At 59.4% G+C, this 13,089-nt stretch carries 14 protein-coding genes and 1 tRNA gene; 11 read left to right on the plus strand and 4 right to left on the minus strand.

The window, feature by feature from the left end:
- From P3C18_RS06350 to P3C18_RS06360, 3 genes are all read right to left on the minus strand, one after another.
- Positions 1-408 (minus strand): hypothetical protein, encoded by a 408-nt coding sequence (locus tag P3C18_RS06350; protein ID WP_275961010.1) that lies wholly within the window; start codon positions 406-408, stop codon positions 1-3.
- 108 nt (positions 409-516) lie between these two features.
- Positions 517-1,725, minus strand: coding sequence for an integrase arm-type DNA-binding domain-containing protein (locus tag P3C18_RS06355; protein WP_275961011.1), 1,209 nt, complete (start codon positions 1,723-1,725; stop codon positions 517-519).
- Between the two features lie 207 nt (positions 1,726-1,932).
- Positions 1,933-2,017, minus strand: a tRNA-Leu gene (locus tag P3C18_RS06360).
- Positions 2,018-2,130: 113 nt separating this feature from the next.
- Here P3C18_RS06360 and queA point away from each other — a divergent pair.
- From queA to P3C18_RS06390, 6 genes are all read left to right on the plus strand, one after another.
- The gene (gene queA / locus P3C18_RS06365; protein WP_275961012.1) at positions 2,131-3,180 is read left to right on the plus strand and encodes a tRNA preQ1(34) S-adenosylmethionine ribosyltransferase-isomerase QueA; all 1,050 of its coding nucleotides are present in this window, start codon (positions 2,131-2,133) and stop codon (positions 3,178-3,180) included.
- A 14-nt stretch (positions 3,181-3,194) separates the two neighbouring features.
- The gene (gene tgt, locus P3C18_RS06370) at positions 3,195-4,310 is read left to right on the plus strand and encodes a tRNA guanosine(34) transglycosylase Tgt (protein WP_275961596.1); all 1,116 of its coding nucleotides are present in this window, start codon (positions 3,195-3,197) and stop codon (positions 4,308-4,310) included.
- 39 nt (positions 4,311-4,349) lie between these two features.
- Positions 4,350-4,685, plus strand: coding sequence for a preprotein translocase subunit YajC (gene yajC, locus P3C18_RS06375; protein WP_275961013.1), 336 nt, complete (start codon positions 4,350-4,352; stop codon positions 4,683-4,685).
- Positions 4,686-4,747: 62 nt separating this feature from the next.
- The gene (gene secD, locus P3C18_RS06380; protein WP_275961014.1) at positions 4,748-6,616 is read left to right on the plus strand and encodes a protein translocase subunit SecD; all 1,869 of its coding nucleotides are present in this window, start codon (positions 4,748-4,750) and stop codon (positions 6,614-6,616) included.
- A gap of 9 nt (positions 6,617-6,625) precedes the next feature.
- Positions 6,626-7,531, plus strand: coding sequence for a protein translocase subunit SecF (secF, locus tag P3C18_RS06385; protein WP_275961015.1), 906 nt, complete (start codon positions 6,626-6,628; stop codon positions 7,529-7,531).
- 126 nt (positions 7,532-7,657) lie between these two features.
- On the plus strand, positions 7,658-8,194 hold the full coding sequence (locus tag P3C18_RS06390) for a glycine zipper 2TM domain-containing protein (protein ID WP_275961016.1): 537 nt from the start codon (positions 7,658-7,660) through the stop codon (positions 8,192-8,194).
- Between the two features lie 61 nt (positions 8,195-8,255).
- Here P3C18_RS06390 and suhB read toward each other — a convergent pair whose 3' ends face one another.
- Entirely contained in the window at positions 8,256-9,071 is an 816-nt protein-coding gene (suhB, locus tag P3C18_RS06395; RefSeq protein WP_275961017.1) for an inositol-phosphate phosphatase, read from the minus strand.
- A 144-nt stretch (positions 9,072-9,215) separates the two neighbouring features.
- Between suhB and trmJ the strand changes: the two genes are divergently transcribed.
- From trmJ to iscU, 5 genes are all read left to right on the plus strand, one after another.
- The gene (trmJ, locus tag P3C18_RS06400; RefSeq protein ID WP_275961018.1) at positions 9,216-9,986 is read left to right on the plus strand and encodes a tRNA (cytosine(32)/uridine(32)-2'-O)-methyltransferase TrmJ; all 771 of its coding nucleotides are present in this window, start codon (positions 9,216-9,218) and stop codon (positions 9,984-9,986) included.
- Positions 9,979-10,755, plus strand: a complete 777-nt coding sequence (cysE, locus tag P3C18_RS06405; protein WP_269380303.1) for a serine O-acetyltransferase — start codon at positions 9,979-9,981, stop codon at positions 10,753-10,755. Before trmJ ends, cysE begins: the two co-directional genes overlap by 8 nt.
- A 139-nt stretch (positions 10,756-10,894) precedes the next feature.
- A complete protein-coding gene (gene iscR / locus P3C18_RS06410; RefSeq protein ID WP_090248642.1) occupies positions 10,895-11,386 on the plus strand; it encodes a Fe-S cluster assembly transcriptional regulator IscR in 492 nt (163 codons plus the stop codon).
- 48 nt (positions 11,387-11,434) lie between these two features.
- On the plus strand, positions 11,435-12,649 hold the full coding sequence (locus P3C18_RS06415; RefSeq protein WP_275961019.1) for an IscS subfamily cysteine desulfurase: 1,215 nt from the start codon (positions 11,435-11,437) through the stop codon (positions 12,647-12,649).
- A 47-nt stretch (positions 12,650-12,696) separates the two neighbouring features.
- Entirely contained in the window at positions 12,697-13,083 is a 387-nt protein-coding gene (iscU, locus tag P3C18_RS06420; RefSeq protein ID WP_040261926.1) for a Fe-S cluster assembly scaffold IscU, read from the plus strand.
- Positions 13,084-13,089: the final 6 nt, after the last annotated feature.

Genomic DNA, 13,089 nt, shown 5'->3' on the forward strand with positions numbered 1-13,089 from the left:
TCAAGCCGTCCCGTCATTGGCAGCCCAAAGCAGCCCGGCAACAAATGCAGCGCGCCCTAAGGCCTCTTTGGTCACTTGGTTGATCCATCTACGCGTTATCCATACAGCTTCCGTTGGGGCGGTTCCTGTGCTGGTGAGGATTGTTTCCGGTGGGATGCCTTGGCTTATGCTTTCAAAGTGGTCGGCTAGTGCTGAGTGGGTAATCCCTCCTGAGCCGGCGAAAGGATCGAACAACACTGTGCTGGCAATGCGGAGGTCTAGCAGTTGAGTGTCTGGCAGGGTGCGCAAAACCGCCGCCACTTCCTTTGCTAAGGTGCGAGGGGATAGGTTCTGCTGCTCTGCCCATTCGTCAGCAATGTCTGTCAGGCGTATGCGGGCAAATGTTGGTGGGGATGGTGTGTCGGGCATCGCTGCCTTACCTGTTTAGATACCCAGTGGTTGCCAAATGCTAACAGCAATTCCCAGTGAGTACAGAGCGGCACAGTCATTTACAGCCGACGAACTGTAGTCGGGCACCTAAGCCTTGAGCTTGATGCTTACTACGTTGGCCCCTGAGCGCAAAGCATCTATCGAATCAGCCCACGCTTGCATCATTTCCCGGCGTTGCTCCAGGTAGGTTGCATGGTTGTAGGTATCGCGTATTTCGTCGTCATCGCCGTGGGCTAGCTGGCGCTCGATCCAATCACGGTTATAGCCGCGTCCGTTAAGCTCGGTACTTAGAAGGTGGCGGAAGCCGTGGCCGGTTTGCCTGCCTTTATAGCCGGCGTCAGCCAATGCTTTGTTGATGGTGTTTTCACTCATTGGGCGGTTGGTGTTGTTGCGCCCGGTAAATACCAAGGCATAACCCCCGGTGACTTCTTGAAGCTGGCGTAGGATGGCAACGGCCTGGCGTGGCAGTGGTACTGAGTGGTCGCGTCGAGCTTTCATCCGCTCTTTCGGGATTGTCCAGGTGGCGGCATCTAGATCGAACTCAGCCCAAGGGGCTGCGCGTAACTCACCAGGGCGCACGGCTGTCAGCACCAGCAGGCGGATAGCGTGGCGGGTCAGGGTGTTGATGTTGGCCGCTTCTACCTTGCTCAGTAGCTCGGGCAGCTCGGCAAAGGTGACGTGCGGGTGGTGCCGGGTTGCTGGTGCGTGGGCGGCGATCACGTCCAGGTCAGTTGCCGGGTTGGCTTCTACTGCTCCCTGTGCCAGGCCAAAGCGGAAAATCTGGCTTAGCCATTGGCGGGCTTTCTTGGCGACATTGTGCGCGCCGCGTGATTCGATCTTTCGGATCAGGGCCACTAGCTCGGGGCGGGTAATGGCTTTGGCCGGGCGATGGCCAAGGGCGGGCAGTAAATCCGACTCCATATAAGAGGCCGTTTTGTCGGCAGTTGACTTTGCCCAGCGTGGCGAGCGGTAGGCGTGCCACTCCCGCGCCAGCTTCTCGAATGAAAACGCCTCAAGCGCTTGCGCCTGTTTGGTGGCTTGTCGCTCTGAGCCTGGGTCAGTGCCTTCGTCCAGTAATAGGCGGGCGTCGTCACGTTTGCGGCGAGCGGTGGCCAGGGGCACGGCAGGGTATGCGCCAAGGGATAGCATTTTGGCTTTGCCGTTGAAGCGGTAGCGGTAGCGCCACAGCTTAGAGCCGGTCGGGGTTACTTCCAGGCACAGGCCGTTGCTGTCGGCCAGCCGGTATAGCTTGGCCTTGGGCTTAGCGGTGACTATCGCTTGATTGGTCAGCGGCATGGTGCCCCCGTGTGAGCCGCGCCGGGTGGCGTTTAGCGGCTCAGGTGTGAGTAGATTTCTAGACCGAACTCGATCTACTCACAAATCTACTCACAAATCAGTGGGCTTACAAGGAAACGGTAGGGAACTGCGGGCAATAAAAAACCGGCTCAAGGGCCGGTTTTCTAGGGGGTTCAGGTCGTTTCGGTACGTCCTGAGAAAATCTAATGGTGCCCCGGGGGAGACTCGAACTCCCACTTCTTTCGAAAACGGATTTTGAATCCGCCGCGTCTACCGGTTCCGCCACCGGGGCACAATGGCGGCGCAGTATAGGGATGGTGTTGGGGTTGGTCAATCCACTTGCGTGGTCAGCATGCATGATTTCCGGTAAGCTTTGCCGCCCTGCTAGACGACCCCCTGCCGACCATGCGTGTTGCCGACTTCAATTTCGAGCTGCCAGACGCTCTGATTGCCCGCCATCCCCTTGCCGAACGCCGTGCCAGCCGTTTGCTGGTGCTTGATGGGCCGGCGGGTGAGCTGGCGCATAAACAGTTCAGTGATCTGCTGGATTACCTGCGTCCTGGTGATCTGATGGTGTTTAACAACACCCGGGTGATTCCGGCGCGGCTGTTCGGCCAGAAGGCTTCCGGCGGCAAGCTGGAAATTCTGGTTGAGCGCGTGCTGGACGCTCATCGCGTATTGGCCCATGTGCGTTCGAGCAAGTCGCCGAAGCCGGGTTCGAGCATCCTGATTGACGGTGGTGGCGAGGCCGAGATGGTGGCGCGTCACGATGCGTTGTTCGAGCTGCGCTTTGCCGAAGAAGTACTGCCGCTGCTGGAGCGGGTCGGGCATATGCCGTTGCCGCCCTATATTGATCGGCCGGATGAGCAGGCGGATCGCGAGCGTTATCAGACGGTGTATGCCGACCGTGCTGGCGCTGTGGCGGCGCCGACCGCTGGGCTGCATTTTGATCAGCCGCTGCTCGCGGCGATTGCCGAAAAGGGCGTTGAGCAGGCGTTTGTCACCCTGCATGTCGGTGCAGGTACCTTTCAGCCGGTACGTGTAGAACGCATCGAAGACCACCATATGCACAGCGAGTGGCTGGAGGTCAGCCAGGATGTGGTCGACGCCGTGGCGGCCTGCCGTGCGCGTGGCGGCCGGGTTATTGCCGTCGGCACCACCAGCGTGCGTTCGCTTGAGAGCGCCGCGCGCGATGGCGTGCTCAAAGCCTTCAGCGGCGACACCGATATCTTTATCTACCCAGGTCGACCACTGCATGTGGTCGACGCGCTGGTGACCAATTTCCATTTGCCGGAATCTACCCTGCTGATGCTGGTGTCGGCGTTTGCCGGTTACCCGGAAACCATGGCGGCCTATCAGGCGGCGATTGCCGGTGAATATCGTTTTTTCAGTTACGGTGATGCCATGTTTATCACCCGCAACCCCGCACCGCGCGGGCCAGAGGAACAGCTATGACGCGCACCTGCCGCATGTCTTTCGAATTGTTGGCGACCGAGGGCAAAGCGCGCCGTGGTCGGCTGACCTTCCCCCGTGGCGTGGTGGAAACCCCTGCGTTTATGCCGGTGGGCACCTATGGCACGGTCAAGGGCATGTTGCCGCGTGATATCGAGGCGATTGGTGCGCAGATCATCCTCGGCAACACCTTCCACCTGTGGCTGCGTCCCGGCACTGAAGTGATCAAGAAGCACGGCGATCTGCACGACTTTATGCAGTGGCAGGGGCCGATCCTTACCGACTCCGGCGGCTTCCAGGTGTTCAGCCTCGGCGCCATGCGCAAGATCAAGGAGGAGGGCGTGTACTTTGCCTCGCCGGTCGACGGTGCCAAGGTGTTTATGGGGCCGGAAGAGTCGATGCAGGTACAGCGTGACCTGGGCTCGGACATCGTGATGATTTTCGACGAGTGCACCCCGTATCCGGCCGAGCTCGATGTGGCCAAGCGCTCGATGGAGTTGTCGCTGCGCTGGGCCAAGCGTTCGAAAGAGGCCCATGGCGACAGCACGGCGGCGCTGTTCGGCATCGTCCAGGGTGGTATGCATGAGGAATTGCGCAAGGTTTCCCTGGAAGGGTTGGAAGAAATCGGTTTTGACGGTTATGCCATTGGTGGTCTGTCAGTCGGTGAGCCGAAAGACGAGATGATCAAGGTGCTGGATTACCTGCCTGCGCAGCTGCCGGCGGATAAGCCGCGTTACCTGATGGGCGTCGGCAAGCCGGAGGATCTGGTTGAAGGCGTGCGCCGTGGCGTGGATATGTTCGATTGCGTGATGCCGACCCGCAACGCGCGCAACGGCCACCTGTTTGTCGATACCGGCGTGCTGAAAATCCGCAATGCCTTCCATAAGCAGGACAATTCGCCGTTGGACCCGACCTGCGACTGTTACACCTGTAAACATTTCTCCCGTGCTTATCTGCACCATCTGGATAAATGCGGCGAAATGCTGGGTAGCATGCTCAATACAATCCACAACTTACGGCATTATCAGGTGCTTATGGCTGGTTTGCGCGAGGCTATTCAACAGGGTACATTGGCCGCCTTTGTCGATGCCTTCTATGCCAAGCGCGGGCTGCCAACGCCGCCTCTGGATTGATTCCCAACTTTTTAAAGACCCTTGCAACAGGAGTGTTACATGAGCTTTTTTATCCCCGCTGCTTTCGCTGAAGGCGCCGCACCGGCTGCCGGTCCTGCTGGTAGTGGCTTTGAATGGGTATTTCTCGTCGGCTTTCTGGTCATCTTCTATCTGATGATCTGGCGTCCACAGGCCAAGCGTGCCAAAGAGCACAAAGGTCTGATCAGCGGCCTGCAGAAAGGTGATGAAGTGGTAACCAGCGGCGGTATCGCTGGCAAGGTGACGAAGGTTTCCGATGATTTCGTGGTAATCGAAGTGTCCGACACCGTCGAGCTGAAGATTCAGAAAGTGGCGATTGCCGCCTCGCTGCCTAAGGGCACGCTGAAAGCGATCTAAGCAACACACCTTTACCATTCGACGGGGCGCTTAATGCGCCCCGCGTCATAACGGGCGGCGTCATGCTCAACAAATTTCCCCTCTGGAAGTACCTGCTGATTCTGGCTGTGCTGGCAATCGGCTTCCTTTATTCCGCGCCCAATCTGTACCCGGATGATCCGGCGATCCAGATCAGTGGCAACAGCTCCGCCATGCGCGTCGAGCAGGCCGACCTGGACCGCGCCAGCCGCGCGCTGGAAGCGGCCGGTATCAGCGTAAAAGCCGTCAGCCTGGCCAATCAGGGCCGTGCCGGCTTGCTGCGTTTGAACAGCGCTGAAGACCAGCTGCCAGCCAAAGAGCTGGTGCGCAAGGCCTTGAGCGATGAGTTCGTAGTCGCCCTCAACCTGGCGCAAACCACGCCAGACTGGCTGCGTAACCTGGGCGGCAGCCCGATGAAGCTGGGCCTGGACTTGTCCGGTGGTGTGCACTTTCTGATGGAAGTGGACATGGACAAAGCCTTGGATGCGCGTCGCAAGGTTTATGAAGGCGAGGTCAAGAGCCTGCTGCGTAAAGAGCGCGTGCGTTATCGCAGCCTGCCTGAGCTTAATGGCGCGATTCAGCTGGGCTTTACCGATGAAGCCGCGCTGGAGAAGGCTGAGCGCCTGATTCGCAAGGATTTCAACGATTTCGATATGACCACTGTGCAGCGCAGCGAGCTGCAGGTGCTGCGCCTGACGCTGACTCAGGCCAAGCTGGTCGAGATTCGCGAATACTCGATCAAGCAGAACCTGACCACCGTGCGTAACCGGGTCAACGAGCTGGGTGTGGCCGAGCCGCTGGTTCAGCGTCAGGGCGCCAACCGCATCGTGGTTGAGCTGCCGGGCGTGCAGGACACCGCCGAGGCCAAGCGTATTCTCGGCAAGACCGCCAACCTGGAGTTCCGTCTGGCCGCTGAGCCGGATGCGGCCAAGGCTGCGACTGAAAGCTTCGAGTTCCGTCAGGAAGGTCGTCCGCCGGCGCAGCTGGAGCGTGATCTGATCATCACCGGTGACCAGGTCACCGATGCCCAGGCCAGTTTCGATGAGAACGGCAGCCCGCAGGTGAACATCCGCCTGGATGGTCGCGGCGGTGACCTGATGAACCGTGCGACCCGCAACAATGTCGGGCGCAGCATGGCGGTGATCTTTATCGAGCAGAAGCCGGTAACCCGCTACGTACGCCAGGTGGTTGATGGCGTCGAGAAGGAAGTCGAGCTGCAGACCTTCGTCGAAGAGAAGAAGATCATCAGCCTGGCCACCATCCAGTCGCCGCTGGGTAGCCAGTTCCGCATCACCGGTCTGGATGGTCAGGGTGAGTCGTCCGAGTTGGCCCTGCTGCTGCGTGCTGGTGGTCTGGCGGCGCCGATGTACTTCGCGGAAGAGCGCACCATCGGCCCGAGCCTGGGTGCTGACAACATTGCCAAGGGCATCAATGCCTCGCTGTGGGCGATGCTGTTTGTTTCGCTGTTTATCATCGCCATCTATCGCGCCTTTGGTGTGCTGGCGACTATTGCCCTGGGTCTGAACATGGTGCTGCTGCTGGCGCTGATGTCGCTGCTCAGTGCCACGCTGACCCTGCCGGGTATCGCCGGTATCGTGTTGACCATGGGTATGGCGGTGGACGCCAACGTGCTGATCTTCTCGCGTATTCGTGAAGAGATTGCCAATGGCATGTCGATCCAGCGCGCCATCCATGAGGGTTTTGATCGGGCTTACTCGGCGATTGTCGACGCCAACCTGACCACCCTGCTGGTCGGCGGCATCCTGTTCGCCATGGGCACCGGGCCGGTCAAAGGCTTCGCCGTGACGCTGTCGCTGGGTATTCTCACCTCGATGTTTACTGCCATTCTGGTGACGCGTTGCATGGTCAACCTGACTTGCGGCGGGCGTGACTTCAAGAAGTTGTGGATTTAAGGGGCTGTTATGAATCGTACGATCAACTTCATGGGGGTGCGCAATATTGCGTTCGCCTTCACCGTGCTGCTGACGCTGTTGGCCCTGGGTAGTCTGTTTACCAAGGGCCTGAACCTGGGCCTGGATTTCACGGGTGGTACGCAGATCGAGCTGAGCTACGAGCAGCCGGCGGATCTCAGCAATATCCGTGCGCAACTGGCCGGTGCCGGCTATGCCGACGCCGTGGTGCAGAGCTTTGGTGCGACCACCGATGTGGTGGTGCGCATGCAGGGCAATGACCCGGATTTGGGTAATAAAGTGGCCACGGCGCTGCGTCAGGCTGGCGAGCAGCTTGAGGTGAAAAAGGTCGAGTTCGTCGGTCCGCAGGTAGGCGAAGAGCTGCGCGACCAGGGCGGGCTGGGTCTGTTGCTGGCGCTGGCTGGGGTGATGCTTTACCTGGCCTTCCGCTTTCAGTGGAAGTTTGGCGCAGGGGCGATTGTTTCGCTGATCCACGACGTGATTGTCACCCTCGGTGTCCTGTCGTTCTTCCAGATCACTTTCGACCTCACCGTGCTGGCGGCGTTGCTGGCGATCATCGGCTACTCGCTGAACGACACCATCGTGGTATTCGACCGGGTGCGTGAGAACTTCCGCGTGCTGCGCAAGGCGACGTTGATTGAGAACATCAACATCTCCACCACGCAGACCCTGCTGCGTACTCTGGCGACGTCCATTTCAACCCTGATGGCGATTGCCGCGTTGCTGCTGTTTGCCGGTGACAACCTGTTTGCCTTCTCGGTAGCGCTGTTTGTTGGTGTGGCGGCGGGTACTTACTCGTCGGTTTATATCGCCAACGTGGTGCTGGTGTGGCTCGATCTGACGGTCGATGACCTGATTCCGCCGGTGGTGGAAGAAGAGGTCGATGAGCGTCCCTGAATCTGTGCGTTTTATCGCAAATGGTTGAATGAGCCGGGCAAGTGTTGAACTTGCCCGGCTTTTTTATGCTCCAAGGCAGGGAGTAAGGTGCGTTGAGCGCTAAGCAGCGGTTTCAAGGAGGCATGTATGAATAAGTCGATGTTGGTAGGCGCGGTACTGGGTGCGGTGGGCGTGACAGCGGGTGGAGCGGTGGCCACTTACAGCATCGTCAGTGCGCCGAAATATGCCGAAGTACTGGCTGTTAAGCCAATCAAGCAAACCATCAAGACCCCGCGCGAAGTCTGTAAGGACGTGGCGGTCACCCGTCAGGCGCCGGTCAAGGATGAGCACCAGATAGCCGGTACGGCGATTGGTGCGGTGGTGGGTGGCTTGCTGGGTAATCAGGTCGGTGGCGGCAACGGCAAGAAGCTGGCGACAGTTGCCGGTGCGGTTGGCGGCGGCTATGCCGGCAACAAGGCGCAGGAGCATCTGCAGAGTCGTGATACCTACACCACTACCGAAACCCGTTGCAGCACGGTGACCGATACCAGCGAGAAGCTGGTGGGCTATGACGTGAAGTACGAGCTGGACGGCAAGGTGAGCCAGGTGCGTATGGCCAGTGATCCGGGTCGGCAGATTCCGGTCAAGGATGGTCAGCTGGTATTGGTTGACCAGGCCAACTGATTGCAAGGCTTCAGCAGGTACAAAAAAGCGCCCCGTGGGGCGCTTTTTTATTGCGGCATGATCAGCGCTTCAAGGAGGCTGACAAGTGCGGCTGAATGGCCGTGAGCACGGCTTTGAAGCACTTGGTGTTGCCGGCAACGATCTGGCCTTTTTCCAGGAAGTCGTGGCCGCCGCTGAAGTCACTGACCAGGCCGCCTGCTTCCTGAATCAGCAGTGCGCCAGCGGCCATGTCCCACTCGGACAGGCCGAATTCCCAGAAGGCATCAAAGCGACCGGCGGCCACGTAGGCCAGATCCAGGCTCGCTGCGCCTGCACGGCGTACGCCAGCAGTTTGGCCGACCAGGCTGCGGAACATGCCGATGTAGTTTTCCAGGTTTTCCATCTGGCTGTCGCGGAACGGGAAGCCGGTGCCGAGCAGCGCGCCTTCCAGGCTCTTGCGATTGCCAACGCGCAGGCGGCGGCCGTTGAGGGCGGCGCCACGGCCACGGCTGGCGGTGAATTCTTCCTGGCGTACTGGGTCGATGATCACCGCGTGTTCAAGGCGGCCACGGTATTTGCAGGCAATGCTGACGGCGTAATGCGGGATGCCACGGATAAAGTTGGTGGTGCCGTCCAGTGGATCGATGATCCACAGGTAATCGGCGCCGTCGCCGCTGCCTTCGCTGAGGCCGCTTTCCTCGCCGAGGATGCCGTGGTTCGGGAAAGCTTTGCGCAGGGCCTGAATGATCAGCTGCTCGGCGGAGCGATCAACTTCAGTTACGTAGTCCTTGGCTTCTTTCTCGTCGACCGAGATGACGTCCAAGCGTTCGGTCGAGCGGAAGATCATTTCGCCGGCGCTACGGGCTGCGCGCAGCGCGATATTCAGCATGGGCTGCATGGATGTTCACCTGGGTCGTTAAAGAAAGCCGGCCATTCTAGCAGAAAAGCCCGGCGGTTGAAGTGCAACCTGCGCCTTGCGTGGCGCAAGGCGGGTGGCTTCTGTAAGATTTGCCCCTCTAAGCCTTGTCTGTGAGCGTTTGCGTTGCTGGAAAATATTCGCGTTGTGTTGGTCGGTACCAGTCATCCGGGCAATATCGGTGGCGCGGCGCGGGCCATGAAAAACATGGGACTGTCGCAGTTGGTGCTGGTTGATCCGCGCGATTTCCCGAGTGAAGAGGCGGTGGCCAGAGCGTCTGGGGCTACTGATATTCTCGATGCGGCGCAGGTAGTCGGTACACTTGAAGATGCATTGGTCGGTTGCCGCCTGGTGCTCGGCACCAGTGCGCGGGATCGGCACATTCCCTGGCCGATGCTGGAGCCACGCGAGTGTGGTGTTGCCGCGTGCGAGCAAGCGCAGCAAGGTGCGCAGGTGGCGTTGGTGTTTGGTCGTGAATATGCCGGCCTGACCAATGAGGAGCTGCAGCGCTGTCATTATCATGTGCACATTCCCTCTGATCCGACGTTCAGCTCGTTGAATCTGGCGGCGGCAGTGCAGGTGCTGGCTTACGAGGTGCGCATGGCTTGGCTGGCCACGGAGGGGCAGTCGGTTAAACAGCCTGCGGTCGTCGATCCGGATGAAGAGCCGGTTGCTGCGGATGAGCTGGAATCGTTTTATCGTCATCTGGAGCAGGCGCTGATTGAGATCAGGTTTCTTGATCCGGCCAAGCCGCGGCATTTGATGAGTCGCTTGCGCCGCTTGTATGGGCGCAGTGCGGTGAGCAAGCTGGAAATGAATATCTTGCGCGGGATCTTGACGGAAACCATCAAGGCGGCGCGTGGCGAGCACCCTAGGCAGGAGAAGGCAGATGTTTGAGCGCATGCAAGAGGATATCCAAAGCGTATTTCATCGCGACCCGGCGGCGCGTAATGCCTTTGAGGTGGTCACTTGCTATCCGGGGTTGCATGCGGTCTGGCTGCATCGCGTGGCGCATGCGCTGTGGGGCAGTGGCTGGAAGTGGCTGGCGCGTGTGGTGTCGAACTTTGGGCGCTGGATGACCGGCATCGAAATCCATCCGGGCGCGAAGATCGGTCGACGCTTCTTTATCGACCACGGTATGGGCATCGTCATTGGTGAAACCGCCGAGATCGGCAATGACGTCACCCTTTATCAGGGCGTAACCCTGGGCGGCACCAGCTGGAACAAGGGCAAGCGCCATCCAACGCTGGAAGATGGTGTGGTGGTCGGTGCTGGGGCCAAGGTGCTGGGGCCGTTCACGGTCGGTGCGGGCGCCAAGATCGGTTCCAATGCCGTGGTGACCAAAGAAGTGCCTGCGGGCGCTACTGCGGTGGGTATTCCGGGGCGGATCATCGTCAAAACCGACGATGAGCAGGAAGCCAAGCGCCAGGCGATTGCCGAGAAGCTGGGTTTCGATGCCTACGGCGTAAGTCAGGACATGCCGGACCCGGTGGCGCGTGCCATTGGTCAGTTGCTCGATCACCTGCATGCGGTGGATGGGCGCTTGGAAGGCATGTGCGGCGCGCTCAAGTCGCTGGGCAGCGATTACTGCGCCAAGGATTTGCCGCAACTGCGTGACGAGGACTTCGCTGGCGTGGTCAAAGACGCAGACAAGCCTGCGGCTTGATGGTGTGGGCGCGCGCATTTTGCTATGCTGCGCGCCCTCCATTCTGGCTAATCCCGACTAAAGCACTAGGTCTTATAGTTGACTTAAATGCTCGGGAATTGCATACTCGCGGCATATTGCGACCACGCGGTAATCCCTTATGCGACTAACCACCAAAGGCCGTTATGCCGTCACCGCCATGCTTGATCTGGCGCTGCACGCTCAACGTGGGCCGGTGTCTTTGGCTGATATCTCCGAGCGGCAGGGTATTTCCCTTTCCTATCTGGAGCAGCTGTTTGCCAAGTTGCGTCGCGGCAATCTGGTCTCCAGTGTGCGCGGCCCAGGCGGTGGTTATCAGCTGTCGCGTGATATGCAGGGCATTCAGGTGGCTGAGGTGATCGACGCAGTCAATGAGTCGGTCGATGCCACGCGCTGCCAGGGGCAGGGCGATTGCCATGCGGGTGATACCTGTCTGACCCACCATCTGTGGTGCGACCTCAGTCAACAGATACACGAATTTCTAAGTGGCATCAGTCTCGCTGACTTGGTGACCCGTCGTGAAGTGCAGGAAGTTGCCCAGCGCCAGGATCAGCGCCGCTGCAATGGCAGGACGCCGTACCTGGATAAGATTGAAACGTCCGCCGTCGATTGAGCGCAAAGCGCTGGCTAGCTGGCCTGATACCTGATTAGGAGAAAATTGATGAAGTTGCCGATTTACCTCGATTATTCCGCCACCACGCCGGTTGATCCGCGTGTTGCGCAAAAAATGAGCGAATGCCTGCTGGTCGACGGCAACTTCGGCAACCCGGCGTCGCGCTCCCATGTGTTCGGCTGGAAGGCTGAAGAGGCAGTAGAAAACGCTCGCCGCCAGGTGGCCGAGTTGGTCAATGCTGATCCGCGTGAGATTGTCTGGACCTCCGGTGCGACCGAATCCAACAACCTGGCGATCAAGGGCATCGCCGACTTCTACAAGAGCAAAGGCAAGCACCTGATCACCTCGAAGATCGAGCACAAAGCGGTGCTGGATACCATGCGCCAGCTTGAGCGCGAAGGCTTCGAGGTGACCTACATCGAGCCTGGCGAAGATGGCCTGATTACCCCAGCCATGATCGAGGCGGCGCTGCGTGAGGACACCATTCTGGTGTCGGTCATGCACGTGAATAACGAAATCGGCACCATTAACGACATCGCGGCAATCGGCGAGCTGACCCGCTCGCGCGGCGTGTTCTTGCATGTTGATGCGGCGCAGTCCACCGGCAAGGTGGCAATCGATCTGGAAGCGCTTAAGGTCGACCTGATGTCCTTCTCTGCGCACAAGACCTATGGTCCGAAAGGTGTCGGTGCACTGTTCGTACGCCGTAAGCCGCGTGTGCGTCTGGAAGCCCAGACCCATGGCGGTGGCCATGAGCGCGGCATGCGTTCCGGCACCCTGGCGACCCACCAGTGCGTTGGCATGGGTGAGGCCTTCCGTATTGCCAAGGAAGAGATGACCCAGGAAAACCAGCGCATCCTGGCCCTGCGCGAGCGTTTCTTCAAACAGGTCGACGGCCTGGAAGAGCTGTACATCAATGGCAGCATGAGCGCCCGTGTACCGCACAACCTCAACCTCAGCTTCAACTACGTTGAGGGTGAGTCGCTGATCATGGCGCTCAAGGATCTGGCGGTTTCGTCCGGTTCGGCCTGCACCTCGGCTTCTCTAGAGCCGTCCTACGTATTGCGCGCCCTGGGTCGCAATGACGAACTGGCACACAGCTCCATTCGCTTTACCTTCGGCCGCTTCACCACTGATGAAGAAGTCGATTACGCCGCGCAGAAGGTTTGCGAGGCGGTCACCAAGCTGCGCGAATTGTCGCCGCTGTGGGATATGTACAAAGACGGTGTCGACATCTCCAAGATCGAGTGGGCGGCGCACTAAGTAGTCGCCAAGCAAGAGCGACTCTCTGATGAGGAAGGAATACCAGCATGGCTTACAGTGAAAAGGTCATTGACCATTACGAAAACCCGCGCAACGTCGGCAAGATGGACGCGGAAGACCCGGACGTCGGCACCGGCATGGTCGGCGCGCCGGCCTGCGGTGACGTGATGCGTCTGCAGATCAAGGTCAACGAGCAGGGCGTGATTGAAGACGCCAAGTTCAAGACCTACGGTTGCGGTTCGGCAATTGCCTCCAGCTCCCTCGCTACCGAGTGGATGAAGGGCAAGACCCTGGACGAAGCAGAAACCATCAAGAACACCCAGCTGGCCGAGGAATTGGCTCTGCCGCCGGTGAAAATTCACTGCTCGGTACTCGCCGAAGACGCCATCAAGGCTGCTGTGCGCGATTACAAGCAGAAGAAAGGCTTGCTCTAAGGAGGT

Source organism: Pseudomonas sp. 1928-m (assembly GCF_029269135.1).
Classification (GTDB): domain Bacteria; phylum Pseudomonadota; class Gammaproteobacteria; order Pseudomonadales; family Pseudomonadaceae; genus Aquipseudomonas.